At 67.5% G+C, this 24699-nt stretch carries 24 protein-coding genes and 1 pseudogene; 10 read left to right on the forward strand and 15 right to left on the reverse strand.

What is annotated here, in order from left to right; genetic code table 11:
* Positions 1-212 precede the first annotated feature (212 nt).
* Complete coding sequence (locus ACVCMB_RS15880) at positions 213-3149, reverse strand: DEAD/DEAH box helicase family protein (protein ID WP_395116626.1); 2937 nt, start codon at positions 3147-3149, stop codon at positions 213-215.
* An 85-nt stretch (positions 3150-3234) separates the two neighbouring features.
* On the opposite strand from ACVCMB_RS15880, the gene ACVCMB_RS15885 reads away from it, so the two are divergent.
* Positions 3235-3516: a type II toxin-antitoxin system RelE/ParE family toxin gene (locus ACVCMB_RS15885; protein ID WP_447105660.1), complete on the forward strand. Its 282-nt coding sequence runs from the start codon at positions 3235-3237 to the stop codon at positions 3514-3516.
* Positions 3517-3528: 12 nt separating this feature from the next.
* Positions 3529-3834: a HigA family addiction module antitoxin gene (locus ACVCMB_RS15890; protein WP_395116630.1), complete on the forward strand. Its 306-nt coding sequence runs from the start codon at positions 3529-3531 to the stop codon at positions 3832-3834.
* 62 nt (positions 3835-3896) lie between these two features.
* On the opposite strand, the gene ACVCMB_RS15895 is transcribed toward ACVCMB_RS15890, so the two are convergent.
* The 4 genes and pseudogenes from ACVCMB_RS15895 to ACVCMB_RS15910 all read right to left on the reverse strand — a co-directional run bounded on the left by ACVCMB_RS15895 (position 3897) and on the right by ACVCMB_RS15910 (position 7073).
* Entirely contained in the window at positions 3897-4772 is an 876-nt protein-coding gene (locus ACVCMB_RS15895) for a hypothetical protein (RefSeq protein WP_447107223.1), read from the reverse strand.
* Between the two features lie 6 nt (positions 4773-4778).
* Positions 4779-5195, reverse strand: a pseudogene (locus ACVCMB_RS15900) (DNA methyltransferase); the annotation flags it as partial.
* A 72-nt stretch (positions 5196-5267) separates the two neighbouring features.
* On the reverse strand, positions 5268-6281 hold the full coding sequence (locus tag ACVCMB_RS15905) for an IS30 family transposase (protein ID WP_447105661.1): 1014 nt from the start codon (positions 6279-6281) through the stop codon (positions 5268-5270).
* Between the two features lie 54 nt (positions 6282-6335).
* Entirely contained in the window at positions 6336-7073 is a 738-nt protein-coding gene (locus ACVCMB_RS15910; protein ID WP_447105662.1) for a DNA methyltransferase, read from the reverse strand.
* 106 nt (positions 7074-7179) lie between these two features.
* On the opposite strand from ACVCMB_RS15910, the gene ACVCMB_RS15915 reads away from it, so the two are divergent.
* Complete coding sequence (locus ACVCMB_RS15915; RefSeq protein ID WP_395116634.1) at positions 7180-7578, forward strand: helix-turn-helix domain-containing protein; 399 nt, start codon at positions 7180-7182, stop codon at positions 7576-7578.
* Positions 7579-7689: 111 nt separating this feature from the next.
* Here ACVCMB_RS15915 and ACVCMB_RS15920 read toward each other — a convergent pair whose 3' ends face one another.
* The gene (locus tag ACVCMB_RS15920) at positions 7690-9072 is read right to left on the reverse strand and encodes an L-serine ammonia-lyase (protein WP_447105663.1); all 1383 of its coding nucleotides are present in this window, start codon (positions 9070-9072) and stop codon (positions 7690-7692) included.
* A 67-nt stretch (positions 9073-9139) separates the two neighbouring features.
* Here ACVCMB_RS15920 and ACVCMB_RS15925 point away from each other — a divergent pair, with 67 nt between their 5' ends.
* Positions 9140-9376 carry a glutaredoxin family protein gene (locus ACVCMB_RS15925; protein ID WP_447105664.1) on the forward strand — a complete coding sequence of 79 codons (237 nt, stop codon included), beginning with the start codon at positions 9140-9142 and terminating at the stop codon, positions 9374-9376.
* A gap of 102 nt (positions 9377-9478) precedes the next feature.
* Here ACVCMB_RS15925 and ACVCMB_RS15930 read toward each other — a convergent pair whose 3' ends face one another.
* The 5 genes from ACVCMB_RS15930 to ACVCMB_RS15950 form a co-directional block, all read right to left on the reverse strand.
* Entirely contained in the window at positions 9479-10840 is a 1362-nt protein-coding gene (locus ACVCMB_RS15930; protein ID WP_447105665.1) for a DUF697 domain-containing protein, read from the reverse strand.
* 8 nt (positions 10841-10848) lie between these two features.
* Positions 10849-11397 (reverse strand): YceI family protein, encoded by a 549-nt coding sequence (locus tag ACVCMB_RS15935; protein ID WP_447105666.1) that lies wholly within the window; start codon positions 11395-11397, stop codon positions 10849-10851.
* Entirely contained in the window at positions 11394-11972 is a 579-nt protein-coding gene (locus tag ACVCMB_RS15940; RefSeq protein WP_447105667.1) for a cytochrome b, read from the reverse strand. The genes ACVCMB_RS15935 and ACVCMB_RS15940 overlap by 4 nt, the downstream gene beginning before the upstream one ends.
* Positions 11969-12580: a YceI family protein gene (locus ACVCMB_RS15945; RefSeq protein WP_447105668.1), complete on the reverse strand. Its 612-nt coding sequence runs from the start codon at positions 12578-12580 to the stop codon at positions 11969-11971. Before ACVCMB_RS15945 ends, ACVCMB_RS15940 begins: the two co-directional genes overlap by 4 nt.
* Before the next feature lie 184 nt (positions 12581-12764).
* A complete protein-coding gene (locus ACVCMB_RS15950; protein WP_447105669.1) occupies positions 12765-13766 on the reverse strand; it encodes a polyprenyl synthetase family protein in 1002 nt (333 codons plus the stop codon).
* A 132-nt stretch (positions 13767-13898) separates the two neighbouring features.
* Here ACVCMB_RS15950 and ACVCMB_RS15955 point away from each other — a divergent pair, with 132 nt between their 5' ends.
* The 3 genes from ACVCMB_RS15955 (at position 13899) to ACVCMB_RS15965 (ending at position 17070) form a co-directional block, all read left to right on the forward strand.
* A complete protein-coding gene (locus ACVCMB_RS15955) occupies positions 13899-15101 on the forward strand; it encodes an MFS transporter (protein ID WP_447105670.1) in 1203 nt (400 codons plus the stop codon).
* A 149-nt stretch (positions 15102-15250) separates the two neighbouring features.
* The gene (locus tag ACVCMB_RS15960; RefSeq protein WP_395116654.1) at positions 15251-16240 is read left to right on the forward strand and encodes a DedA family protein/thiosulfate sulfurtransferase GlpE; all 990 of its coding nucleotides are present in this window, start codon (positions 15251-15253) and stop codon (positions 16238-16240) included.
* A gap of 179 nt (positions 16241-16419) precedes the next feature.
* Positions 16420-17070, forward strand: coding sequence for a BON domain-containing protein (locus ACVCMB_RS15965; RefSeq protein WP_395116656.1), 651 nt, complete (start codon positions 16420-16422; stop codon positions 17068-17070).
* A gap of 90 nt (positions 17071-17160) precedes the next feature.
* Here ACVCMB_RS15965 and ACVCMB_RS15970 read toward each other — a convergent pair whose 3' ends face one another.
* A complete protein-coding gene (locus ACVCMB_RS15970; protein WP_395116658.1) occupies positions 17161-17964 on the reverse strand; it encodes a universal stress protein in 804 nt (267 codons plus the stop codon).
* A 201-nt stretch (positions 17965-18165) separates the two neighbouring features.
* Between ACVCMB_RS15970 and ACVCMB_RS15975 the strand changes: the two genes are divergently transcribed.
* The 3 genes from ACVCMB_RS15975 to ssb all read left to right on the forward strand — a co-directional run bounded on the left by ACVCMB_RS15975 (position 18166) and on the right by ssb (position 22083).
* Positions 18166-20703: an ATP-binding protein gene (locus ACVCMB_RS15975; RefSeq protein WP_447105671.1), complete on the forward strand. Its 2538-nt coding sequence runs from the start codon at positions 18166-18168 to the stop codon at positions 20701-20703.
* Between the two features lie 10 nt (positions 20704-20713).
* On the forward strand, positions 20714-21406 hold the full coding sequence (locus ACVCMB_RS15980) for a response regulator (protein ID WP_447105672.1): 693 nt from the start codon (positions 20714-20716) through the stop codon (positions 21404-21406).
* 167 nt (positions 21407-21573) lie between these two features.
* Positions 21574-22083, forward strand: a complete 510-nt coding sequence (gene ssb / locus ACVCMB_RS15985) for a single-stranded DNA-binding protein (protein WP_447100862.1) — start codon at positions 21574-21576, stop codon at positions 22081-22083.
* A 57-nt stretch (positions 22084-22140) separates the two neighbouring features.
* Here ssb and ACVCMB_RS15990 read toward each other — a convergent pair whose 3' ends face one another.
* Genes ACVCMB_RS15990 through ACVCMB_RS16000 form a run of 3 tightly spaced genes read right to left on the reverse strand, consistent with a single transcriptional unit; the run spans position 22141 to position 24658 of the window.
* Positions 22141-23445 carry a S8 family serine peptidase gene (locus tag ACVCMB_RS15990; protein WP_395116685.1) on the reverse strand — a complete coding sequence of 435 codons (1305 nt, stop codon included), beginning with the start codon at positions 23443-23445 and terminating at the stop codon, positions 22141-22143.
* Positions 23442-24077 (reverse strand): zf-HC2 domain-containing protein, encoded by a 636-nt coding sequence (locus ACVCMB_RS15995; RefSeq protein ID WP_395116687.1) that lies wholly within the window; start codon positions 24075-24077, stop codon positions 23442-23444. The genes ACVCMB_RS15990 and ACVCMB_RS15995 overlap by 4 nt, the downstream gene beginning before the upstream one ends.
* Positions 24074-24658, reverse strand: a complete 585-nt coding sequence (locus ACVCMB_RS16000; RefSeq protein ID WP_395116689.1) for an RNA polymerase sigma factor — start codon at positions 24656-24658, stop codon at positions 24074-24076. Before ACVCMB_RS16000 ends, ACVCMB_RS15995 begins: the two co-directional genes overlap by 4 nt.
* Positions 24659-24699 lie beyond the last annotated feature (41 nt).

Genomic DNA, 24699 nt, shown 5'->3' on the forward strand with positions numbered 1-24699 from the left:
CCCGTAGCGGCGCGAAGCGCGCCGGAAAGGGGCCGATGGTTGCAGAATTGACCACTCCGTGCCACCCCGCAAAAGTCACGCCGGCCAGCGGGCCCCTGCGAGTGAAGGCTCAGCGCTGTAAGGGCGGGCACTGCCCGTCAACTCCTGACCCGGGAACGGCGGACGGTGCCCGCCCTACCGCCACGCCTGGCCCACGACGCCGAGCCGGGCCTTCATTCCCCGAACGCCAGGCCGCCTTGCGACTGTGCCGTGGGCGCCGTCCGGGCACGCGAGAACGCGAGCAGCTCGCCCAGCCGCGCACCCTTGTCGCGCCAGTCATGGAACAGCGACTCGCCGACCAGCGCGTAGTGCCACACGCGCCCGCCGCGTTGTTCCGGGTCCAGCGCGTTGATCCGCTCGCACCAGGTGGTCGCCGCCTTCAGCTTGCGCTGCACGTTCGGATGGCTGACCTGTTCCTGCCCCTTGGTCTCGACCAGATAGATCGCGTCTGCCGTGCGGACCAGGAAGTCGGGGATATACAGCGCGGCCATGCCGTCATCCTTGACGTAACGTAGCCGCACGAAATCGTGCCGATTCTCGCTGATCTTGCAGAACGCCTCGACGCTTGCATCGCTTTGCGCCCATTCGATGAAGCCGCGTTCCAGCCCGCCGCTGCGGGTGGGGTAGGGCAGACGTTGGTAGATGCATTTGGTCACTTCCAGTGAGGCGCTCTCACGCACCATCAGCCTGGTCACTTCCGACAGCCGGCGGTGACGCACCTCGGTGTGGCCGGTCACGGAGTGTTCCTCGGCGCGCACCAGTGCCAGGCCGAAGACCTTCACGATGTGGTCGATCACCGGTTGCAGCAGCAACAATCGCCAGCCTTCGTCCTCGAACGGTTCGAAAGATTCGTCGAACAGCCGTTCGCGGATGTAGTCGTCCAGCGCGGTCGCCAGGGCCGCCGTGTTCATCTGCAGGTACGGGCGATCCAGATGCGGCGAAATCCTGTTGCCCTTCGGCAGCGGGTAGTTCAGCGCCTGGCTCACCCGCCGGGTCAGCCGCGACAGCAGTTCGTTGTAGCCGCTGACGTTCATCGCCGCGCCGTCGACGCGGTAGTCGCCGAACAGCGTGCTGCTCTGCAGGTCCTGCGAGGTGAAGGTGTCGCCCTTGCCCAGCAGATCGGCCAGCTTCGTGCGACTCATCGCGCTGAAGGTCGGCAGGGCGGCGATGTCGATTGGCAGGTGGTCGACGCTGTCGTCCGCCTCGCGCAGGATGAACGGAATGGCGAAGTCGTATGCCTCGTAACCTTCGCGCAGTTCGGACGGAATCAGGTCGCCGGTGCTGCTGCCCTCGTCGTCGCCGGTCTCGCCGACCAGCCCTTCGCGCATCAGCTCGTCATAGAAGCTCTGGAACGCCGGATGCTCGACGATGGAGAGAATGTCGATCAGCGAACCCGGCTCCTCGCCGTGGTTGATCCGCTCGCGGTTCTCGCGCTTGATGTCGGCGTATTCCGGGTCGCGCCACATCAGCCGCAGGCCGCGGCCGATGGTCTGCTCCAGCAGGATCTGCGCCTGGCTGGAACGCAGCGGCACGATCACGCAGATATTGTTGACGTCGAAACCCTCGCGCAGCATGAGCACACTGACGATTACCCGCGGCTGCGCGTGCCGGTCCACGTTGAACAGGCGCTGGCGCAGCGGCGCCCACTGCTTCTCGCCCAGCTCGGCCTTCCTGCCGGAATCGACGGTAAGCACGTCGTCGTCATGCAGACCTTCGTCGAGCAGGAACTGCGCCACCAGCGGCGACACCGTGGTGTCCTCGCACACCACCAGCATCTTCGGATGGCGCGTGGCGTCGAGGCGGGCGAAGTCCGCCTCAAGCTTGCGCAATTTCTGCAGGCCGGCACGGAGCATCACACGCTGGCCTTCGGACAGCGCCACATTGCCGTCGGCGTCACGCTCGGCCTTGAACTCCAACGGCAGCGCGCCGAGTTCCTTGCGCTTGTCCAGCACCAGCGACTTCACCAGGCCCAGTCGCATCGCGTCCTTCAGGTCGAAGTCCACCACGATGTGCGGGAAATACAGCTTGGCCTTCTTCCTGCCGCTGCCGACGTCGTTGTACGGCGTGGCGGAGAAATCCATCTGCACGAAACGGCGACCCTTGCCCTCGGCGATGATCGACAGGCTCTTCTGCCACTCGACCTCGGTGGTCTCGCCTTCCTTCTTCAACTCGTGGATGTGGTGTGCCTCGTCGTTGAACACCATCAGGTCGGGCAAGTCGGCGAGGTAGGAGAGCACGTTGCCGCGTGCCCAGCGCCGGTCGAGCACGTCGAGGCTGTTGCCGGTGGCGCGGCCGGGTGTCAGGGGCAGCACGTCGTAGGCGACGCGGGAAGCGTCGGCGATCATGCCGGGCGCGATGGCTTGCTCGTCCTCCTCGATCTCCTCTTCGGCCTCGCTGAGCAGATGCCAGTTGGTGATTGCGATCATGCCGTTGCCGGTGGCCTTCAGGCCGATCTCCTGCTTCTGGCAGACGTTGCCGCGCACGAACTGCGCGATACGCTCGCGCCGCGCCGGCGGCGCGAACAGCTCGGCGTAGCTGGCAATGTCGGAGCTGGCGAAGTCGCGGCTCTTGTCCTCGTTCTCCTTGCCGAGGAACGCATCCAGCAGCCGCTCATACACGATCAGCCCCGGCGCCACGATCAGGAAGCGGCGGGTGAAGCGCGGATCGTCGCGCCCCTCGTCCAGCGCCGCGGTCTTGTTCAACAGCTGCCACACCAGAAGCGCCTGCAGCACCCAGGTCTTGCCGGTGCCGGTAGCCATCTTCAGGCAATACTTCGGATGGCCGTGCTTGCCTTGGGTCACGTCCGCGAGCCGCCTGCCTTCCAGCAGCGCCTCGGCGCAGACCTGCTCGTAGAGGTTCTTCAGGTTCGGGCTGTCCAGCACCTCGTGCGCCGCGATCACATTGAGGATCGCCTGGCGCTGGCCCGGATGGAAATTGTACGTGCGCGACTGGCAGGCATCCTCGCCGAACCACCAGCGCAGCAGTTCGGCGGTCACCGGCGTCACCAGCTCGTAGATATCGGCGATGCCCTGTTCGAGGCCGATGCACAGTTGCTCGGTGCGGCGGGTGAGGGCGGTGGCGAGCGCCAGCGGGCGGTTGGCGTCAGACATGCGCACACTCCCCGGCGTTGCATGGCGTAAACATGTTGTTTATGCTTGGCGGGCCGTCATCAGCCATCCCGACAGGAGTCACCGGATGATCAGGAGCTTCGCCGACAAGGAAACGGAACGGTTGTTCGCGACCGGAACGGCCAGGCGGTTGCCGCGGGACATCTTGCGCCGTGCGCTGACCCGCCTGAGGTACCTCGATATCGCCATCAGTCCCGAAGACCTGCGCCAACCGGCCTCCAACCGACTGGAGCTTCTGAGTGGGGATCGGGCCGGCCAATGGAGCGTCCGCATCAACGACCAATGGCGGTTGTGTTTTCGCTTCGAGGGCGGTCACGCATTTGATGTCGAGATCGTTGATTACCACTGAGGATTCGCAATCATGTCCATTCCAGCCACCGTCAACGGTCTTCCGCCCATCCATCCCGGCGAATTGCTGGAGGAAATCCTGGGCGACCTCGGCATGAGTCAGGCGGCGTTCGCACGCGCCATCGGTGTATCCCCCATGCGCATCTCGCACATCGTCCGGGAACAGCGGCCGGTGACCGCTGAACTGGCGCTGCGTTTCGGGCGTGCCTTCGGGCAGAGTCCGCAGTTCTGGATCAACCTGCAGACCTCCTACGACTTGAAAATCGCCGAACGCGAGCTCGGCAGCAGCCTGAAGAAGGTGCGGCGCCTCGCTGCCTGACTTCTCCCCTTCGGCTGTTGAGAGCCGCCGGAATGGCGAGTGGAGGGATTTCGCGAGCGGGCTCACGCCCGCGCCTCCGCCACCACCTGCACCACCTCGGCCTCGAAGCCGAACACGTCGACCACGCGCACGCATACCCGGCGTTCGCCGGCCTTGCGCGGCACGCTGAACTCGGCGCTGGTGATTACCCGCAGCGGGTCGTCGTCGTTGGCGGTGTTGCCGCGGTAGTCCTGCCACACCGAACGGAACACCTGGCCGTCGTAGTCCGGGTCCACCGCCCAGTACTCGATCAGCGCCAATGGTTCGGCATTGGCCACCTTGAGCAGCTTCTTGCGGTTGTCCTCGTCCAGGTTGATCGCCTCGGGCGAGAGCAGCACGTAGTTGTCCAGGGTGACGTGCAACTGCTCCTCGTCGCCACTGCGCTGGCGGCGCACCGGCTTGATCGTCAGGTACTGCAGGCTGGAGAAACGCACCTGGCCACGCAGCTTCTCGATGCCGCCCTTCTTGCGCAGGCGGTCGAGCAGGTCGGGCGGAATCACCAGCACTTCCAGCCGTGGGTCGTTCAACGCGGTGATGCTCTGGCCGATCGACGGCTCGAAGTTCCAGCCCAGCACCACCACGCGGTCCCAGCCGCCGAGCAGGTGGTCGCGCTGGGCAATCGCCTTGCGCAACGTGGCGTCGCCGGTGAGCTTGTTCGGCGAGTCGACCAGTACCAGGGTCTTCTTGCCGGCGAACACCACTGCGCCGAGATTGCGTAGCGGGTTGTCTTCCGGCTGCAGCGGCAGCGCGCCATACAACGACAGCACGATGCCGGACAGGTCGCCGACGCGGAAACTGCGTCCCATCGCGCTCTTCGCCGCCTCGACCTGGTAGTCGCCGATTGCCTGGTACAGGAACGGCTTGGCGCCCTGGTCGATCAGCCGCTTGCGCATGATCATGCAGGCGGGCTTGCCGAGGTCGGTGGTGATCCAGCGGCGACCGAGCTTTTCGGCGACGGCGGCGGTGGTGCCGGAGCCGCCGTTGAAGTCGGCGACGAGGCCATTCTCGGGGCAAGATGCTTTGACGATACGCTCAATCAGAATTTCAGGCTTTTGCGTGCTGTAGCCAATGCGTTCTGACGAAGTGTTGCCTACGCGCGATACGTCTGACCAGATTGATTGTGGGACAGCGCCATCCTTTTCATCGAGATAGACGATCAATCCATCCATGCGGGGCGTGCCATCTTTCTTAAACGCAATGCGCCCTTGCTCCCACCAAGCCTCGAGCTGCTCCAACGTGTATCCCCAACCACGACCAGCACTGGGCATCGTCCCGCGCCAGTTGAACTTGCCGGAATCGCTGCTCTTTCTCTCAGCAGTCATGTCTTGGCAGGTGTAGAGGCGACCTTTGGAGTCTTTTTTGTAGGGCGGTTTCAAGGTCCACGTGCAACATGATCAGTGAATCGTTCCTGCTTCTGCCTCAGCCAGTCTGAGGTGGTCGTTGTAAACCTCCAGCGGGGTGCGGAATTGATGGCGCTTTCGCGGCCGCGTGTTGAGGCTCAGGGCGATCTGGTCCAGCTCGGCCTGGCTGTAGACGGACAGGTCCGTGCCCTTGGGCAGGTACTGCCGCAACAGACCGTTGGTGTTTTCGTTGCTGCCGCGCTGCCACGGGCTGTGCGGGTCGGCGAAGTACACCTGCACGCCGGTGCGCAAGGTCAGTGCCGCGTGATAACTCATCTCCTTGCCCTGGTCGTACGTCAGCGTCTTGCGCAGCGCTTCGGGGATGCCCTTCAAGGCCTTGCCGAAGCTCTCCAGCGCGTCGGCCGCGCTGGCGCTGCTCATCTTGGCCAGCACCACGAAGCCGCTGGTGCGCTCGACCAGCGTGCCCACCGAGGAACGGTTGCCTGCGCCCTTGATGAGATCGCCCTCCCAGTGACCCGGGATCAGGCGATCGGCAACCTCTGGCGGGCGGACGTGGATGCTCTGCATGTCCGGGATCTGGCCGCGCCGGTCGGTGCCGCGCGTGCGTGGCTTGCGTGTGCTGCGGCCTTGCCGCAAGCATCCGATCAGTTCCTTGCGCAGTTCGCCGCGAGGCACCAGGTACACCGCGGTGTAGATCGTTTCGTGGGACACCCGGTAGCTCGCTGTATCAGGAAACCCTCGCGCCAGTATCCCGGCGATCTGCTCCGGCGACCAGCGCGCCCGCAGCAGCGCTTGTACCGTCTCCCACAGGGCGGGGTCACCCAGTTTCCGTGGTACCCGTGGCTTGGCCCGGCACTGCTCGCGGTGATGTTGTGCCGCCTGCGCCTGGTAGCTATCCGGGGAAGCGCTCGCTCGACGGCACTCGCGACTGATCGTGCTTGGTGCGCGCCCCAGCGATCTTCCCATGGCTCGCAAGCTGTCGCCCGACGCCAGGCGCTGCTGGATCTCCACTCGCTCGTTCAGGGTCAATTCGTTGTACGTTCTCATCGCAACAGCCTATGTCAGATGCGGCATGGTGTTGCACGTGGAGTTTGAGTCGGCCTAGCGTTTCAATTGTTCGGGAGAAAATGGAACGCGGTCAGGATTCCAATAGCTATTTTCAGTCTTGGTGTAGAACAGGATCGTGTCGTGAATTCGCCCCCACTGCCCAGCCTCGTTATGGGAATTCGTGCGCTGCCAGGTGATCTCGTTCCGAAATCTATCTTTTCCAAATATCTCGTCAATCACAACTTTGACGTAATGGCCGACATGCCAATCCAAATGTACGTAGATCGACCCGCTATCGCTCAATAGCTCCCGCATCAGGATCAGCCGCGGTGTGATCATCGCCAGATACGACGCCGTGCCGTCCGACCACGTATCGGAATACGCGAACTGCTCGATCACCGTCGGCTTCTGCTCCAGCTCCACGCCCGGCAGGGACACCTTGGTGCGGTAGTCGGCTTTCGAGTCGAACGGTGGATCGATGTAGATCAGGTCGACCTTGCCGCGCAGGCTGGGGGTGTGTTCGTCGCCGGCCAGCAGCGCGGCCATCGCCAGCAGGTTGTCGCCGTAGATCAGCCGGTTGGTCCAGTCGGCCGTGCCTTCGTCGCCCAGGTGTGCCTGCCGGTTCGCCGCGGCGATCCAGTCGCTGTCGCGCGTGTCTTTCGACGGCAGCACCCACTCGCGTGTCTGCAGGCTGACCCGGTGGCGTCCTTCCAGGCTCTCCAGGATCTTCTCGGCCTGCTGGCGTCCGCGGGCGACGATCTCGGGCAGCTGTTCCAACAGCGACTTGGGCATGGCAACGACCGGCGTAAGGTTTGATCGGCCATGAAAGCAAAATTTTCAATTTATATAAAGCATAACTTTCAGTTGCATGGCGGAGCGGCACCTATGGTCGCAAGCCATGAAGATCGACAAGAAAGCTTTCGCCGACCGTCTCCGGGCTGCCTTGAAGCGCGAGAGGATCGAGGCGAGCGCGTCGGAACTCGCTCGGCTGCTGGAACTGCAGGGCGAGGAAGTGTCCTCGCAGGCCGTGTCGGGATGGCTCAACGGCAAGCATCGTCCGCGTCCGGCCCATCTGGAGGCGCTGGCCAAGATCGTTGGCGTCGAGCCGCACGAACTGGAGTATCGAAAGATTCGACCCAAGGGCGTGCAGGACGTGAACATCGCCTGGCCCGACCACGTGCGTGGTCATGACCGGCTGGCGTTCGAAGACTATCTGCTGCTTTCCGAAGACAAGCGAAAGCTCGTCCGCGACCTGATTGCGGAGCTGGCAAAGGGTACGTCGGGCAAGACGCGCTGAAGCCAGGCAAGGTCGCGCTGTAGGGCAGGCACTGCCTGCGCTACGAAACCGGCCTTACGTGTCTGCCTAGTGGGGAGCATCGCCCGCGAGCGGGCTCCTACAGGGGGCGGCTCAGCATTCGATGACGTTGACTGCGAGGCCGCCGCGCGAGGTTTCCTTGTACTTGTCCTTCATGTCGCGCCCCGTATCGCGCATGGTCTTGATCACCTTGTCCAGCGAGACGCGGTGCTTGCCGTCGCTTTTAAGGGCCATGCGGCTGGCGTTGATGGCCTTGACTGAGCCCATGGCGTTGCGTTCGATGCAGGGGATCTGCACCAGGCCGCTGATCGGGTCGCAGGTGAGGCCGAGGTTGTGTTCCATGCCGATTTCGGCGGCGTTCTCGACCTGCATCACGTTGCCGCCGAGCGCGGCGGTGAGGCCGCCGGCGGCCATCGAGCAGGCTACGCCGACTTCGCCCTGGCAGCCGACTTCGGCGCCGGAGATCGAGGCGTTCTCCTTGTACAGGATGCCGATGGCGGCGGCGGTGAGCAGGTATTCGATGATGCCTTCGTCGTCCGCCTTCGGGCAGAAGCGCAGGTAGTAGTGGCCGACCGCGGGCACGATGCCGGCGGCGCCGTTGGTGGGCGCGGTGACCACGCGGCCGCCGGCGGCGTTTTCCTCGTTCACCGCCAGCGCATAGAGGTTCACCCAGTCGAGGATGGTCAGCGGGTCCTTCAGCGCGGCCTCGGGCTGGTTGCGCAGATCCTCGAGCATCGCCGGAGCGCGGCGCGCTACCTTCAGGCCACCGGGCAGGGTGCCGGGCGAGCGCAGGCCGCGGGTGACGCAGTCCTGCATGGCCTTCCAGATGGTCAGCAGGCCGGCGCGGGTTTCCGCCTCGGGGCGCCACACGCTTTCGTTCGCCATCATCAACTGCGCGATGGTCAGCCCGTGCTGCTTGCAGAGCGCCAGCATCTGGTCGCCGGTGGTGAAGGCATAAGGTTGCTCGGTGGTGTCGGCGACGATGCGATCCTCCGCCGCCTCGTCGGTGTTGACCACGAAGCCGCCGCCGACCGAGTAGTAGTCGCGGCTGGCCAGCTCGTTGCCGTCGGCGTCGTACGCGGAGAAACGCATGCCGTTGGTGTGGAACGGCAGCTTCTGGCGCTTGTTGAAGACCAGGTCGGCCTTTTCGTCGAACGCGATCTCGCGCTTGCCGAGCAGAAGGATGCGGCCGGTGCCGCGGATGCGTTCGAGCGTGGCGGGGATCCGGTCGGGATCGACGGTGTCCGGGTGCTGGCCTTCCAGGCCCAGCAGCACCGCCTTGTCGGTGCCGTGGCCGCGGCCGGTCATCGCCAGCGAGCCGTACAGCTCGGCGCGCACGCGGGCGACGCGGTCGAGCACGCCCTTTTCCTCCAGCCAGCGTTCGGCAAAGCGCGCGGCGGCGCGCATCGGGCCGACCGTGTGCGAGGAGGACGGACCGATGCCGATCTTGAACAGGTCGAATACGCTGACGGCCATGGATGCGCTGCGAGGTGAAGGATTGAACCAGCTATTCTACGCGGCGCCCCGATCCATTCGCAGCAGCATGTCCGACCTCATCCTCTACCAGCGCGATTACTGCCACCTGTGCGACAAGGCCCTCGCCGTGATGGCCGAGGCGCGCGCGCCGGATTTCGACAGCGAGTGGGTGGACGATTCGCCTGAGCTCGAGCAGCGCTACGGCACCCGCGTGCCGGTATTGCGCGATGCACGCGACGGGCGCGAGCTGGATTGGCCGTTCGACGCCGCGGCGGTGCGGCAATTTCTCGCAAAGCTCCCGTAGGAGCCCGCTCGCGGGCGATGCCTTTGCTCGGAGTCGGGAATCGGAGGAGCATCGCCCGCGAGCGGGCTCCTGCGGGGGTGGGTACCCGTCCGGCAAAAGCGATCAGGCGCGGCGCGACTTCAACCGCTTGAGGATTTCCTCGCGCGCCTCGCGCAGGATCGAATCGCGATCCAGGCTGGCGACGACATCGGCGACGGCGCGCTTGGCGCCGGCTTCGCCCCAGGACTTGCCGCCGACCAGGTAGCGTTCGGCGGCGCGGCCGATCAGCACGGTGGCATACCAGCCCAGCGCCCCCTGCGCGGCGGCGGTGACCACCACGGAGAGGCCGGCACTGATGCCCTTCAGTGCGGAAGCGACCAGCTGCATGCCCCAGATCGCGCCCATCAGTGCGGCCAGCTGCGCCGAGATCACCGCCACCAGCCGGCCGGACTCGGCGCGGGTCAGCGGCAGGCCGTAGATGCGCGAGAGCTGCACCACCATCGCCGCGTCCAGCCCGGCGGCGGCGAGCAGGTCGGCCACCGGGATCGGGTTGAGCGCCACGGCGACGCCCTTGGCGATGCAGTAGTTGTGGATCAGTTTCGCCGCCACGGCCTTGCGGGTCTGCGCGATGCGCGCGCTGACCTGGTCAGTGAGGCGGCCGGCGTAGAGGCCGGCATTGATCGCCGAGAGCGCCTTGCCTTCGCGTGCGGCGATCGCCAGCAGGCGTTCGCGCAGCACCGCGACATCCGCCACCCGGGGTTGTTCGTGGACGTGCTCCTCGTCGCGCGCGTCGACTTCCACCACACGCTGCGGGGTCGGGTGCGCGGCGACGGCCAGCACGTCCTCGGTGCGGACGAGGCCGGCGGTGCGCTGGCGCAGGTGGTCGAGCAGGCCGTCGCGTTCGTCGGCGCCGTAGCGATCGGCCTTGTTCAGCGCCAGCAGCAGCGGACGCTGGGTGGCGGCCAGCGTCTTCAGCGCGTCGAGTTCCTCGCGGGTGAGGTCGCCGTCGCAGACGAAGATCACCAGGTCGCTGACCTCGGCGACGTCGAACGCCAGCTTCTCGCGCGCCTCGCCGTCGAGCTCGTTGATGCCGGGCGTGTCGATCAGCACCAGGCCGTCGTGCTGCGCCTCGTCGAGCACGGCGTGTTCGGCGTCCGTGGTGGTGCCGTGCAGGACGCCGACGCGGAACGCCTCGCGCCCGAGCAGGGCGTTGCCCAGCGCCGACTTGCCGGCGGAGACGCGACCGAACACCGCCACGTGCAGCTCGCCGCGTTCGAGCCGGGCCAGCATGCTTTCGATGCGGCGGAATTCGCCGGCCAGCTCGCTGCGTACCGAAGGCGGGATCGCCGGGTCGTCGAGCAGGCTGCGCAGGCTGTCGGCGACGCGGCTGGAACCGTCATCGACGCGCGCGGTGGGTGCGGTCCCGCGCGCCGGTTCGTGCCGGAGCCGGCTGCGCAGGCGCCGCCACCAGGACGCGTCGCTCATCGAGGGGTCTACTTCGCGGCCAACTGCAGGTGCGCGGTGATCTTCACCTCGGCACCGATCACCGAGGTGTCGGCGTACTCGCCCGAGCCCACGCCGAAATCAAGCCGCTGCACCGTGCCGCTCACGTCCAGCGTGGCGCCGCTCCCTTGCGGGGCGAAGTTCACCTGCAGGCTCACCGGCTTGCTCACGCCGCGCAGGGTGAGCGTGCCGTCGGCGACTACCTGGTTGCCGCTCTTGCGGAAGCCGGTGGTGACGAAATGGGCATCGGGATACTTCGCCGCGTCGAAAAACGCCTCGCCGGGCAGCGCCGAATCGCGGTCGCTGTCGCCGGTCTGCACGCTGGCCGTGTGCACGGTCACGTCGAATTTCGATGCGGCCAGGTTGGCCGGGTCGTAGCTGATCGCGGCGCTCCACTGGCCGAAATGGCCCTGGAACGTTTCGCCCTGGAAGGTGCTGTTGAAGCCGAGCGTGCTCGACGCCGGCTGCACGGTGTAGTCCGCCGCGGCGGCCAGGCCGGGCAGGGCGAGGGCAAGCAGAAGAGTGGCGAGGCGTTTCATCGGCGGTCTCCTTCGGGCGGGTTCGCGCGCAGTCGGCCGAACGGAAGCATCCGGCGCAGCACGTTGTCCTGGTCGAGCACATGATGCTTCAGCGCGCCGCCGACGTGGGCCAGCAGCAGCAGGACGAGAAACCAGAACAGGTACTCGTGCACACCGTGCGCGAAGTGGCGCAGCGCGTCGTTCTTCTCCGCCAGCGCCGGCAGGTTGAACTGCTTGAACCATTGCAGCGGCTTGCCGGTAACCGAGTTGAACCACCAGCCGCTGAGCGGGATTGCCAGGATCACCACGTACAGCACGGCATGCATCGCGTGCGCCGCCAGCGCCTGCCAGCGTGGCATCGGTGCGTCCGGCGGGCGGCGATCGAACGCGCGCCACACGATGCGCAACAGCGCCAGCGCCAGCACGGTGAGTCCGATCGACTTGTGCAGCGCCAGCCAGTTGAGCTTGCGCATCGGCGAGCCGGCCAGGTCCATCATCAGGCCGAAGATGCCGTTGCCGATGATCGCCAGCGCGATGATCCAGTGGAAGAACTTGCTGACCGCGCCCCATTGGCGATCGTTGTTGCGCAGGCTCATGGCTGATCCTTTGTCGACGGTTGCTCGCGGGTGGCTTCCAGCTCCAGCCAAACGCTTGCGTGGGCGCCGATGGAGTTGGGGTTGGCGCTGATGCCGAAGTCGTTGCGATCCAGGCTGGCCGTGGCCGAGAAACCGGCTACCTCATGCAGTTCGTAGATGGTCCGGGCGGCGCGGTTGAAAGTGAAGGCCAGGTCCACCGGGCGGGTGACACCGCGCAGGGTCAGCTCGCCGTGCAGCACGCCGTGGTGCTCGTCCTTGCCCGTCACGCCGGTGCTGCGGAAGTGCGCGTAGCGATGCGTCGCGCAGTCGAGCAGCGCCGGCTTGCATACGGCCTTGTTCCAGTCGGCGTCGCCCATGTCCAGGCTGGCCAGGTCGATGTCCAGTTCGGTCGCCGCCGTGCTCCAGTCATCGGGGTCGAAGCGCAACCAGCCACGCGCGATGTGCAGCCGCCCGAACGGCCGCGAGTAGCCGTTGTGGCTGATGCTGAAGACGATCTGGCTGTGCACGGTGTCGTAGCGCCAGGTGTTCTCGGCCGCATGCGCCGCTGCCAGCGGCAACAGCATTGCCGCGAGGCTCCACAGCCAGCGGGTTGGACGCAGACGGAACATGCACCGAAGTCTGGCCGATCGACGGCCCGACTGCCAGCGCCGGGGGCTGAACGGTGGGTTTCCGTGGTTGATTCAATGAGGGAGCGGTTGATCTCGACCTCTGCTCCCTTTTGAGCTTGGGCTTTTGCTCGCCCGCTCCTGCACATACGCGCGGACGGTCACGTTCGCACCAAGGGCAAAACGTTCAGAACGTGCGCTGCACCGAGTAATCGGCCAGCGTGGCCAGTGCGTCGCGATGCGCCGAAGGCGGCAGGGTGGCGAGGGCCTCGCGCGCAGCGCGGGCGTGGCGCAGGGCGCGGTCGCGGGTGCGTTCCAGGGCGCCGGAGTCGCGGATCGAGGCGATGATGCGTTCCAGCGAGTCGAGTCCGCCGTGTTCGATCGCGTGGCGCAGCGACTGCGCCTGTTCCGGGCTCGCCTTTTCCAGCGCATAGATCAGCGGCAAAGTCGGCTTGCCCTCGGCGAGGTCGTCGCCGATGTTCTTGCCCAGGGTGCCGGCGTCGCTGGTGTAGTCGAGCAGGTCGTCGGCGATCTGGAACGCGTAGCCCAGCTCCATGCCGTAGTGGCGCAGCGCGGCCACCTGGTCCTCGGGCAGGCCGCCGAGGATGCCGCCCAGTTCGGTGGCGGCGGCGAACAGCACGGCGGTCTTGCGTTCGATCACGGCGAGATAGGCCGCTTCGCTGACGTCGGCGTTGCCGATGTTGAGCAGTTGCAGCACCTCGCCCTCGGCGATGGTGTTGGTGGTGTCGGCCAGTATGCGCATGATGCGCATGTCGTCCAGTTCCACCATCAGCTGGAACGAGCGCGAGTAGAGGAAGTCGCCGACCAGCACGCTGGCGGCGTTGCCCCACAGCGCGTTGGCGGTCTTGCGCCCGCGGCGCAGGTCGGACTCGTCGACCACGTCGTCGTGCAGCAGGGTGGAGGTGTGGATGAACTCGATGATCGCGGCGAGCTTGATGTGGTGCTCGCCGCGGTAGCCGGCGGCACCGGCGGCCAGCACGTGCAGCATCGGGCGCAGCCGCTTGCCGCCGGAGGCGATGATGTGGTCGGCGATCTGGTTGATCAGCACCACGTCGGACGACAGCCGGCGGCGGATCAGTGCGTCGACGCGCTGCATGTCGGCGGCGGCGAGGTCGCGCACCTGGGCGAAGTCGGCGGGGCGGTTGGCGTCGGCAGGCATCGAATTCATGGGTGCATCGCAGCGGCGTAAGGCGCGATTATAGGGTCTGCAGGAACTTGCGCCGCGACATGTCGCCGCAAACGGCGGCGCGGGACTCGCCCCTATAATGCGGGCCATGCCCGTCCCGATACCTCTTTCCCGGTGAGCAAACTCTCCAGCCTCGAACGACGCAGTGCGTTGACGCTGGCCTGCGTGATCAGCCTGCGCCTGTTCGGGCTGTTCCTGATCATGCCGGTGTTTTCGCTGTACGCGAAAGCGATGCCCGACGCGACCGGCTTCATGATCGGGCTGGCGCTGGGCGTCTACGGCATCGGCCAGGTGCTGCTGCAGATTCCGCTGGGGCTGCTGTCGGACCGGATCGGGCGCAAGCCGGCGATCACCATCGGCTTGATCCTGTTCGCCATCGGCGGACTGATCGCGGCCATGTCGCATACGCTGGCCGGCATCGTGGCTGGCCGCGCGGTGCAGGGCATGGGCGCCGTGGCCGGCGCCGGCATCGCGCTGGCGGCGGATCTCACCGCGGAGGAAAACCGCGGCAAGGCGATGGGCATCATCGGCGTGTCGATCGGGCTGGCGTTCCTGCTGGCGTTGATCCTGGGGCCGCCGCTGGAGGCGGTCGCCGGCTTGCCCGGGCTGTTCGCCGCCACCTCGATCCTGGCGCTGGTTTCGCTGGCGCTGTTGTGGCTGATCGTGCCCACGCCGGCGCGCGCCCAGGCGCCGGCGGCGGCGGGTTTCGGGGCCGTGCTGGCCATGCTGCGCGACGGCCGCATGCTGGTGTTGAACGGCTCGGTGTTCTTCCTGCACGCGCTGCTCACCGCCAGCTTCGTCGGCCTGCCGCTGCTGCTGGCGAACACCTTGCACCTGCCGGTGAACCGGCACTGGGAGCTGTACCTGCCGGTGATGACGGTCGCCGCGTTCGTGATGGGCGCGAGCCTGCACCACATGCGCGAGGTGGCGCAGAGCCTGCGCATCGTGACGGTCTGCGTGGTGGCGATCGGGCTGGCGCTGCTCGGCTTTGCGCTGTCCGGCAGCCACCTGGCCGCGTTCGGCGTGGCTGCGGCGGTGTTCTTCTCCGCCTTCAACCTGCTGGAGGCCGCGCTGCCCAGCCTGGTCTCGCGGCTGGCGCCGGGGCATCTGCGCGGCGCGGCGATGGGCGCGTATTCGACCAGCCAGTTCATCGGCGCCTTCGTCGGCGGCGCGCTCGGCGGCATTGCACTGGGGCGACTTGGCCCGGACGGCGTGTTTGCGTGTGCCGCGGCGTTCACCCTGTTGTGGTTGCCGCTGGTGATCGTCGGCTCGCGCCGGATCGGTCGCCAGGCCGCCGGCGAAGCCCAGCCGGCATAGGGCGGGCACTGCCCGCCGTTTGTCGGGACCGCGAAGGGCCGGCGGGCCGTGCCCGCGGTGCGCGATGGGCCTGCGCCAGGGTTTGCATTGGCCGATCGGCGGACCAATGATGGAGTCTCGGCGGCTTCGCTGCATCGAGTACTGCTCCGATGGCTCACGAAATCATCGCGCTGATGGCGCAGTACGGCGTGCTGCTGGTGTTCCTCAACGTGCTGGTGACCCAGTTGGGCGCGCCGCTGCCGGCCGTGCCCACGCTGGTGGTGGCCGGTTCGCTGGCGGCCGCCGGCGGGCCGCTGGCGCTGGCCGGCACGATGGCCGCGGTGGTGGCGGGCTGTCTGCTCGGCGATTCGTTCTGGTACGTCGCCGGCCGGCGCTACGGTGCCGGGGTGATGCGCCTGCTGTGCCGCATCTCGCTATCGCCGGACTCCTGCGTGCAACGCTCGGAACTGCGTTTCCAGCGCTGGCGCGGGCAGGTGTTGCTGGTCGCCAAGTTCGTGCCGGGGCTGTCGACCGTGGGGTCGTCGCTGGTGGGCGCGATGAGGCTGCGCTGGCCTCTGTTCGTGCTGTTCGACGGGCTGGGGTCGCTGCTGTGGGCCGCGCTGTGGACCGGGCTGGGCTACACCTTTGCCGCGAGCGTCGACCGCGTGCTGTCCGCTGTCGCCAGCGCCGGCACGCTGGCGATCCAGCTGCTGCTGGCGCTGCTGGTCCTGTACGTGCTGGCGCGCTGGTGGCAACGGCGCCGGCTGCTGCACACATTGCGGATGGCGCGCATCACGGTCGACGAGTTGCACCAGGCGATGCGTACCGAGCGCGCCCCGGTGGTGGTCGACGTGCGGCCCGAGGCCTCGCGCCAGCTCGACACCCGCGTCGTGCCCGGCGCGCTGCTGGTCGATGCGCAAGGCATCGATCGCACCGTCCACGACATCCCGCTCGACCGCGAGCTGGTGCTCTACTGCAACTGCCCGAACGAGGTATCCGCCGCGCGCGCGGCAAAGGTACTGATCGCCCAGGGTTACCGCCGGGTGCGGCCGCTGCTCGGCGGACTGGAGGCATGGGACGCCGCCGGCTACGGCGTCGAACGGCTGCCGGGCGCCGGTGATCCGGGCGACCCGCAGGTGGCGGGCACGACGCTGGCCTGAGGCGTCGCCCGCTGCGCACGGCGGCCCGGGGATGACCGGACCTTTTGGCATCCGGAGCTTGGCCGACCGGACCCTTGTTGATGGCGATGGCCCCACGTGCGAAAGACTTGATCCTGCTCAAGTGGCACTTGCCCCGTGGTGGCTCAATGGCATTCCCGCCACAGACAACGAGGTGTGCCATGAACGACCTGAGCCTGAGGGACAGCGTGCTTGAAGAACTGGACTTCGAGCCGAGCGTCGATGCGTCGAACATTGCGGTCATGGCCAAGGACGGCGTAGTGACGTTGACCGGGCATGTTTCGAGCTACACCCAGAAGATCGCCGCCGAACGCGCGGCCTGGCGCGTCAACGGAGTCAAGGCGATCGCCCAGAACATCCATGTCGAACTTCCGGGCGACAAGAAACTCAGCGACGACGACATCGCCAAGCGTGCCCTCGACATCCTGGCCTGGGATGACTTGACGCTTTCCGACCGCATCCACATCAAGGTCTCCGCTGGCTGGGTGACCCTGAGCGGCGAGGTGCCCTGGAATTACCAGCGGCAAGCGGCCGAGGCTGACGTGCGCAAGCTTTCCGGCGTGACGGGTGTCTCCAACAACATCATGGTTGTTCCGCGCGTGCAGGCGGGCGACGTGCGCAAGAACATCGTCGACGCGCTCAAGCGACATGCGGAAGTGGAGGCCGGGCGGATCAAGGTGGACGTCAATGCCGACGGTGCCGTGGCCATCGAGGGCCGCGTGGACGACTGGGAGGAACGCCAGGCCGTCGAACGGGCGGCCTGGTCGGCGCCTGGCGTGCGCACGGTGGAGAACCGGGTCCGCATCGTCTAGGCTTCGACCCCACAGGCTTCGACCCCATAAGCTTCGACCCCATAAGCTTCGACCCCAAGGGGGGGGCGCGTCGGCGCCCCCTTTTCTTGCTCAGTTCTTCAGGAATACCGGCAGATGGGCCTGGGTCAGCACGATGCTCGTGGACGTGCCCAGGCTTCGTTGTCCCAGCCGCCGGCATCCGCGCGCGCCCATCACGATCAGGTCCGCCCGGGTAGCGTTGGCATAAGCGAGCAACTGTTCGCCGGCCATCTCGTCGGTGCCGTCGATGGTTTCCACGGTACCCACGCGCACGCCGCGCGCGCACAGGTGCGAGAGCGCGTCGGTGTGCTGCGCCTGCGTCGACCCCGCGGCGGGTTGCGACAAGGACACCACCTGCGCCGATTGCAGCAAGGGCAGCGCGGCGTGCAGTGCGCGGCTGGATGTGGGGGAGCCGTCCCAGGCCACCATGACATGTACCGGGAGGCCCTGGGCGACGTTGGCGTGCGGCACCACGATGCAAGGGGTGCCGGAGAGCAGGACGTCGCAGATCACGCGTTCCTGCGGGTCGCCGGACGAGGCATTGCCCTGCAACACGATCAGGTCGTGCCAGTTGCCGGCCATGGCCAGGGCATCGGATGCCGGTCCCAAGGCAACTTGCCAGCGGGCGTCCGCCACCCCCCACCGTGCCGCCCATGCCGCGAAGTCGCGGCCGGCCAGCACCGCCTGCTGCAGTTCGTCGTGCACGTAGGCGGCCATTTCCGCGGCCAGCCGCGGAGGGGCGGGAATGGGCGTGCCGGGCGGCGTGACAAACAGGCCCGTCAGCGATGCCTGGATCGCAGCCGCCAGCTGCGCGGCATAGCGAACGTTGCCGTGCCAGGAAAAATAATCTGGGCTGTGGGCCAGGATGTCACGCACGGGAGCGCCCTTCTGTCAAACCGGATTCGTACGGGTGCAGCGTGCCGCACCCCGTGGGCGCGGTTTTGACCTGGATCACTCCGGCGCAGGGACGGGCGCACTCGCCGTCCAGTTGACCTGCATCACATGCCGTGTTTGCCGATCGCCTAGTGTCTTGGCGACGCGGCCCCACCGGGGTAGCGCCACGCCCTGGGGGCAGCCATGTACGACATCCTCGTCAACACCATCGACTTCGAGAGCTGGTCACGCGGCGCACAGTACGGCACGCGCCTGGCGGCGCTGATGCAGGCTTCGGTCACCGGTGCGTACGTCTATCCGTCGCCGCTCTACGCGTCGCCCAGTTTCGGCTCGCCGGAACTCGTCGAGGCGGTGCTGGAGACCGCCCGCGCTCTCGAGGCCAGCGCGCTGGCCGCCGAGCTCCCCTTCGTCAGCTGGGCCAATCGCATGGGCATCAAGCATGCTGCCTGGGTGGTGGGGCAGGGCAACCTGGTCGATGCGATGGCGCGGATCGCGTGCTGGCACGACCTGCTCGTGCGGGAGCACCACCCGGACCGCACCTGGGCGACGCCCTCGGATCTGGCTTCGGTGATCATGGCGGTGGGGCTGCCGTGCATCGTGGTGCCGCCGCGCGAACTGATCGGCAGGCTGAAACAGGGCAAGGTCTACGTGCCCGAAACCGCGGCGGCGGCGTTGGACGCGTTCTTCTCGCCGACCAACCTGGCAGCCCTGCGCGAGCTGGCGCTGGAAACCATCGCCAGCCATGTCGAGAACGACTTGCGCGAGTCGATGCTGGCGCGCGGCAGCGCAATGCCGGTGCGTCGCCGTGTGCTGGCGGCGATCGACGGGCAGGCGCAAAGCGAGTACCTGGTGCGGGTGGCGCGGCGCATCGCCGAGCGGCGCGGCGCCCGATGGGCCGCGGCCTTCGTGGATACCGGCAGCGTCGACCCCGCGCGTGCCGAGCGCGTGGAGGCGGCGATGCGGCTGGCGCGGCGACTGGGCGGCGAGGCGGTGCTGCTGCGTGGCCACAACGTAGCCGACGAGTTGCTGGCGCTGGCCGACCGCGACGGCGTGGGCCAGCTCATTCTCGGCCGTACCCGCGAACGATGGGTGGCACGCATTTTCGGCCGTTCCTTGACCCAGCAGCTGTTGCGTCGTGGCGCGCACCTGGAGCTGGCGATCATCGCCACTCCGGCCGAGCGTAGCCGCGCGCGCCGTGGCGTGCGCCTGCGCCGTACGCCGCAGGCGCGCGGCGAATACCTGTTCGCGGCGCTGGCCACGCTTTCGGCGCTGGGTCTGGCGGCGCTGGCCCGGCACTACCTGTCGGTGGCCAACCTGTCGCTGATCTTCCTCACCGCCGTGCTGGTGGTGGCGGCGCGCACGCGCATGGCGGTGGCGGTGTTCGCCGCCACGCTCTGTTTCCTCGGCTACAACTTCTTCTTCGCGCCGCCGCTGTATACGCTGGCAATCGCCAATGCCGACGACGTGCTGGCTGTGTGCCTGTTCTTCCTGGTGGCGCTGGTATGCAGCCGGCTGGCCACGCGGCTTGCCAGTCAGGTGGTCTCGCTGCGCGCGGCGCAGGCGCGCGGCCGGGTGCTGCTGGATCTGGGCCAGCGGCTGGCCACCAGCACCGATGCGGACGGCATCCGCGATGCCGGCGCGCGAGCGCTGGCGCGCGCGTTGGAGGTGCAGGCCGCGATCCTGGCACGCGACCCGGCGGGACAGTTGCAGGTCGCCGCCACAGCGCCGCAGCCGTTCGGGCTTTCCGTGCAGGACCTGGCCGCTGCGGACTGGTGCGAACGGCACGCCGAGTCGGCGGGGCGCTACACCGGCACGCTCAACGGCGCGGCTTGCTGGCTGCTGCCGCTGGGCGCGGAGGATCACCCACTGGGGGTGGCTGCGCTGCGCTTCGGCGAGGGCGAGCGAGAGCCCGATCCGGATCGCCGCAGCCTGGCGCTGGCGATGGCCCAGGACATCGGCCAGGCGCTGGAGCGTGCGCGGCTGTCCGATGAGCTGGAAGGCGCACGCGTGCAAGGCGAGACTGAGCGGTTGCGCAGCGCGCTGCTGTCGTCCGTCTCGCACGACCTGCGTTCGCCGCTGGCCTCGATGATCGGCGCGGCAGGCACCCTGTCCAGCTATGGCGACAAGCTGCCGCCGGCCGAGCGCCGCGACCTGCTGCAGGCGATCCTCGGCGAGGGCCAGCGGCTCGATCGCTACATCCAGAACCTGCTCGACATGACCCGCCTCGGCCACGGCACGCTCAAGCTCAAGCGCGACTGGAACGACAGCGCCGAGATCGTCGCGGCCGCCGTGACCCGGTTGCGCAAGCTGTTCCCCGAGTTGCGCGTGGAGACGCACCTGCCGGCTGAGACAGTGCTGCTGCATGTGCATCCGGCGCTGATCGAGCAGGCGTTGTTCAACGTCCTGGAAAATGCTGCGCGCTTCTCGCCGCCGGGCAAAGCGGTGCGCGTGGACGTGCGCAGCAGCGGCGATCGCCTGCTGATCGATGTCGCCGACCGCGGCCCGGGTATCCCGGAAGACGAGAGGGCGCGCATCTTCGACATGTTCTACTCGGTGTCGCGCGGCGACTGCGCGCCGCAGGGCAGCGGGATGGGCCTGGCCATCTGCCGCGGCATGATCGGGGCCCATGGCGGCAGCGTGGAGGCCTTGCCCGGTGACGGCATCGGCACCACCATCCGCATCAGTCTGCCCCTGCCGCCACCCCCTGCTGGTGACGAATGACGTCCTTCGCATGACTTCAGCTGCTCCACGCATCCTGGTGGTCGACGACGAGGCACAGATCCGCCGCTTCCTCGACATCGGCCTGCGCGCCGAAGGCTACGACGTGCTGCTGGCGGCCACGGGTGCCGAAGGATTGGCGCTGTTCGCGACGCAATCGCCGGATCTGGTCGTCCTGGACATCGGCTTGCCCGATATGGATGGCCACGCCGTGCTGGTGGAGTTGCGCCGCTGGAGCCAGCTTCCGGTGCTGATGTTGTCCGTGCGCGACGCCGAGCGCGAGAAAGTGCGCGCGCTCGACCAGGGCGCCAACGACTACGTGACCAAGCCGTTCGGCATCCAGGAGCTGATGGCGCGCTTGCGCGCCCTGCTGCGCAACCGGCCCGGCGATCCGGGCATGCCGCCGCGCTACGACGACGGCCGCCTCGGCATCGACCTGGCCCGCCGCGAAGTGAGCCTGGATGGCGTGCCGCTGGCACTGACGCGCAAGGAGTACGCCGTGCTCGAACTGCTGCTGCGCCATGTCGGGCGGGTGGTGACCCAGCAGCAACTGCTGCGTGAGCTCTGGGGACCGACCCATGTGCAGGACACCCACTACCTGCGAATTGTGCTCGGCAAGCTGCGGCAGAAGCTGGGCGACGACCCGGCCGCGCCGCGCTGGCTCAAGACCGAGCCGGGCGTGGGCTACCGTTTCCCGGCGGACTGAGCTGCCCGGCGCTTGGCGCCTACGCGGACAGCGGACGGAGCCGACTCGCCGTTAAGCTATTTCGCGGTCTGCGCTCGGCCCTTCCCGCAGTTATGATAGCCAGCCAGGTTCACCACTCCGGCTGCAACCCATCGCAGACTTGCCGCCGGCTCAACGAGGACACTCCTATGGCACGTGGCGTCAACAAAGTCATCCTGATCGGCAACCTGGGCTCGGACCCCGAGGTACGCAGCACCGGCAGCGGCACTACCGTATGCAGCTTCAGCCTGGCCACCTCCGAGTCGTGGACCGACAAGCAGAGCGGCGAAAAGCAGGAACGCACCGAGTGGCACCGCATCAAGATCTTCGGCCGCCTCGGCGAGATCGCCGGCGAGTACCTGAAAAAGGGCCGCCAAGTCTATATTGAAGGCTCCATCCGCACCGACAAGTTCACCGGCAAGGATGGCGTGGAAAAGTATTTCACCGACATCATCGCCAACGAGATGCAGATGCTCGGCAGCAATGAGGGCGGCGGCGGTGGCGGCGGCTACCAGCGCGAACGTCCGCAGGGCGGCCAGCGCCAGGGCGGCGGCAACTACGGCGGCCAGTCCCGCGGCAACGACGATCGCGGCTCCTCGCGCCCGTCCTCGCCGGCCCCGGCCGACAACGGCTTCACGGACGACGAGATTCCGTTCTAGCGAACGCCCGCCGAGGCGGTTGCCCCCGACAGCCCGCCCTCCGGCGGGCTGTTCTCGTCAGGGCCCGCCTTTTTCCTCGCTGCGCAGGCGCGCGACGGCCGACGCGGCATTCACCTGCAGCGTGCCGTCGGAAACCCGGCTGCTCTGCAGCAGCAGGTCATGCACCGAACGCGCGTCCAGTCCGGGCGCCATCGACAGCAGCAAGGCGGCGATGCCGCTCACGTGCGCGGCGGCCATGGACGACCCGGAGGTGAAGTCGTAGCCGCCGTCCGGCTGGGTGGTGAGGATGTCGTTGCCCGGGGCGCTCAGCACGCCGGGTGGCGCCCGCGACGCATTGCTGGTGCGCACGACGATGACGCCCGGCGCGCTGTCGGGAAAGCCGCCGACGTTTCCGTCCGGCGGCATCGCCGCGATCACGATGCGGCCCTGCTCCAGCAGCCGTGCAAGCAGTTCATTGAGCAGCGGGTCGGCCGGGCCACCCAGGCTCAGGTTGATGATGCGCGTATCGGTGTCGATGATCGCGGCCAGTGCCTTGGCCAGGGTGAAGGTGTTGCAGCGTGCGCCGGCGTGGGACGCCGGCGGATACCAGCACGCCTTGTAGACACTGAGGAAGGCCTTGGGTGCGATCCCCACGATGCCCTGCCGGTTGTTGGCGTCGGCGGCGATGATGCCGGCCACTTCGGTACCGTGGTTGTCGCGGTCGAACGCCGTGCGGTTCGCGTCGACCAGGTTGCGCGTGTCGCGGATGCGTCCGTGCAGGTCGGGATGCGCCAGGTCGGCACCCGTGTCGACGATCGCGACCTCGACCCCGGCGCCCTGGCTGAGGTTGTGCGCGAGCGCGGCATCGGTTTCGACAAAGCCGCGCTGCAGGCCGGCATAGGGATCGTTGTAGCGCGGCGCATCCCGCGGCGGCGGGTTGGCGTAGACGGAATAGTCCTGCAGCGGCTCGACAAGCCGCACCCGGGCGTCGGCGGCCAGGGCCTTGAGCAGGGCGTCGCGGGGCATGCCGGCCGGCGGCGTCAGCACGATGCAGTACAGGTCCAGCGCCTTGACCGGCCAGCCGGCCACCTCCTGCCATCCGTAGGTTTTCTTCAGCGCGGCGAGTGTCGACGCCGCCCGCTGGCCGATGCCGTAATTTCCCGACGAGACATAACCGAGCACACTGGAACCGGCATGCGTGGCGGGGGGCACCAGCGGGTTGGCGACGGCCAGCACGATATCGCGCCGGCTGTCCATGGAAGACACGCCGGCGACGGCTGGGCGCCCGGCGCGAACCGGGTCGTCGCCGGCTGGCGCGGGCCGCAAGTGTGCGCAGGCACTCAGCGCCATCGCGGCGGCGAGGGCGAGGATGCCGACCTTCATGGCGTGCTGGTGACGGGCTCGGCCAGGCGGATGCCGTGGGCGGCGCGCAGTTGCTGCAGCACGTGTTGCTCGGTCGAGGTGGAGTCCTGCGGCACGACCGTGTAGGCACCGACGTCGTTGGGGCCACCCACCACTTGCAAGCCGATGGCGTGCAGCAGTGCGTCCCAGTCGGCCAGTTTCATGCTGGCGTCGGGCACGACGCGGATCGAACCCGTGGGGGCGGGTTGGGCCGTTTCGCTGAGGGTGCGATAGCGTGGGAGGCTGCCTTCCGACCACAGCTTCATGCCCAGCACGCCGATGCCGAGCGCCTGGACCAGCACCGCGGCGACCAGGGCGCGAGTCAGCCAGCCGGCCGTCCGCGAACGGCCGGGGGCTTCCTGCGGCGCCGGCGCATCGAGGCGGCCCAGCAAGTGTTTCAGCCCCACGTTGGCGTCGAGAGGCACATCGGAGGGCAGCGACATCGCCAGCTGCAGCCGGCTCTGCCGCGCAAACTCGGCGCGACACTCCTCGCAGTGCACGAGGTGGCTCATCAGCGCCTGGCCCTGCTCGCGCGGGGCACTGCCCTGCAGCACCCAGGGCATGGCTTCCCAGGCCTGGGCGCAGTCCCGATCGGGATTCGTCTGGAATGTCATGGCACGTTCTCCTCGCGCATCGGCGAGTCTCCAGCCAGAGAGGGAAGGACGTTGCGCAGCTTCACGCGCGCATGGAACAGCCGCGCCTTCACCGTGCCGACCGGACATTGCATGATCGCGGCAACGTCATCCAGCGAGTGTCCCACGCCGTAGACCAGCTCGATCACCACTCGCTGATCCACCGAGAGGTGGACGAGGCCCTTGCCCAGCCAGTCGCGCAATTCGCGGTCCTCATCCGGGTTGTGGGCCGGAACGCGGCTTTCCGGCACGGCATCCTCGGCGACGGGTTCGTCGCCATGCTGGCGCAGTGCCTTCAACCCGCAGCGGTAGGCGATGCCCATGATCCAGGTCGAAACGCGCGAATCGCCGTGGAAGTTGCCTGCTTTCTGCCAGGCGATCCAGAAGCAGTCGTTGATGACCTCTTCGATGATGTCGGGACGCCGGGTCAGGCGGGACAGGAAGCGGCACAACCTGCCGTGGTAGCCGCGATACAGCACCGCCAGTGCGGCGCGGTCGCCCGTCGACATGCGCTGGAGCAGCATGCGGTCGGTGGCATCAGCGTCGGTATCAGCATCGTTCATGGCTTCGCCGGAGGTGGTCGGAACGCGGTCGGTCGGTGCAT

This window comes from Rhodanobacter sp. UC4443_H10, assembly GCF_052978325.1.

What these genes read in the sequence shown, in the direction of transcription:
- ACVCMB_RS15920 (WP_447105663.1), bottom strand. Translation starts at nt 9,072, where the DNA reads ATGGCCGTCAGCGTATTCGACCTGTTCAAGATCGGCATCGGTCCGTCC.
- ssb (WP_447100862.1), top strand. Translation starts at nt 21,574, where the DNA reads ATGGCACGTGGCGTCAACAAAGTCATCCTGATCGGCAACCTGGGCTCG.
- ACVCMB_RS15950 (WP_447105669.1), bottom strand. Translation starts at nt 13,766, where the DNA reads ATGAATTCGATGCCTGCCGACGCCAACCGCCCCGCCGACTTCGCCCAG.
- ACVCMB_RS15880 (WP_395116626.1), bottom strand. Translation starts at nt 3,149, where the DNA reads ATGTCTGACGCCAACCGCCCGCTGGCGCTCGCCACCGCCCTCACCCGC.
- ACVCMB_RS15975 (WP_447105671.1), top strand. Translation starts at nt 18,166, where the DNA reads ATGTACGACATCCTCGTCAACACCATCGACTTCGAGAGCTGGTCACGC.
- ACVCMB_RS16000 (WP_395116689.1), bottom strand. Translation starts at nt 24,658, where the DNA reads ATGAACGATGCTGATACCGACGCTGATGCCACCGACCGCATGCTGCTC.
- ACVCMB_RS15940 (WP_447105667.1), bottom strand. Translation starts at nt 11,972, where the DNA reads ATGAGCCTGCGCAACAACGATCGCCAATGGGGCGCGGTCAGCAAGTTC.
- ACVCMB_RS15910 (WP_447105662.1), bottom strand. Translation starts at nt 7,073, where the DNA reads ATGCCCAAGTCGCTGTTGGAACAGCTGCCCGAGATCGTCGCCCGCGGA.
- ACVCMB_RS15930 (WP_447105665.1), bottom strand. Translation starts at nt 10,840, where the DNA reads ATGAGCGACGCGTCCTGGTGGCGGCGCCTGCGCAGCCGGCTCCGGCAC.
- ACVCMB_RS15925 (WP_447105664.1), top strand. Translation starts at nt 9,140, where the DNA reads ATGTCCGACCTCATCCTCTACCAGCGCGATTACTGCCACCTGTGCGAC.
- ACVCMB_RS15960 (WP_395116654.1), top strand. Translation starts at nt 15,251, where the DNA reads ATGGCTCACGAAATCATCGCGCTGATGGCGCAGTACGGCGTGCTGCTG.
- ACVCMB_RS15945 (WP_447105668.1), bottom strand. Translation starts at nt 12,580, where the DNA reads ATGTTCCGTCTGCGTCCAACCCGCTGGCTGTGGAGCCTCGCGGCAATG.
- ACVCMB_RS15965 (WP_395116656.1), top strand. Translation starts at nt 16,420, where the DNA reads ATGAACGACCTGAGCCTGAGGGACAGCGTGCTTGAAGAACTGGACTTC.
- ACVCMB_RS15990 (WP_395116685.1), bottom strand. Translation starts at nt 23,445, where the DNA reads ATGAAGGTCGGCATCCTCGCCCTCGCCGCCGCGATGGCGCTGAGTGCC.
- ACVCMB_RS15885 (WP_447105660.1), top strand. Translation starts at nt 3,235, where the DNA reads ATGATCAGGAGCTTCGCCGACAAGGAAACGGAACGGTTGTTCGCGACC.
- ACVCMB_RS15890 (WP_395116630.1), top strand. Translation starts at nt 3,529, where the DNA reads ATGTCCATTCCAGCCACCGTCAACGGTCTTCCGCCCATCCATCCCGGC.
- ACVCMB_RS15995 (WP_395116687.1), bottom strand. Translation starts at nt 24,077, where the DNA reads ATGACATTCCAGACGAATCCCGATCGGGACTGCGCCCAGGCCTGGGAA.
- ACVCMB_RS15915 (WP_395116634.1), top strand. Translation starts at nt 7,180, where the DNA reads ATGAAGATCGACAAGAAAGCTTTCGCCGACCGTCTCCGGGCTGCCTTG.
- ACVCMB_RS15935 (WP_447105666.1), bottom strand. Translation starts at nt 11,397, where the DNA reads ATGAAACGCCTCGCCACTCTTCTGCTTGCCCTCGCCCTGCCCGGCCTG.
- ACVCMB_RS15980 (WP_447105672.1), top strand. Translation starts at nt 20,714, where the DNA reads ATGACTTCAGCTGCTCCACGCATCCTGGTGGTCGACGACGAGGCACAG.
- ACVCMB_RS15895 (WP_447107223.1), bottom strand. Translation starts at nt 4,772, where the DNA reads ATGATCATGCGCAAGCGGCTGATCGACCAGGGCGCCAAGCCGTTCCTG.
- ACVCMB_RS15905 (WP_447105661.1), bottom strand. Translation starts at nt 6,281, where the DNA reads ATGAGAACGTACAACGAATTGACCCTGAACGAGCGAGTGGAGATCCAG.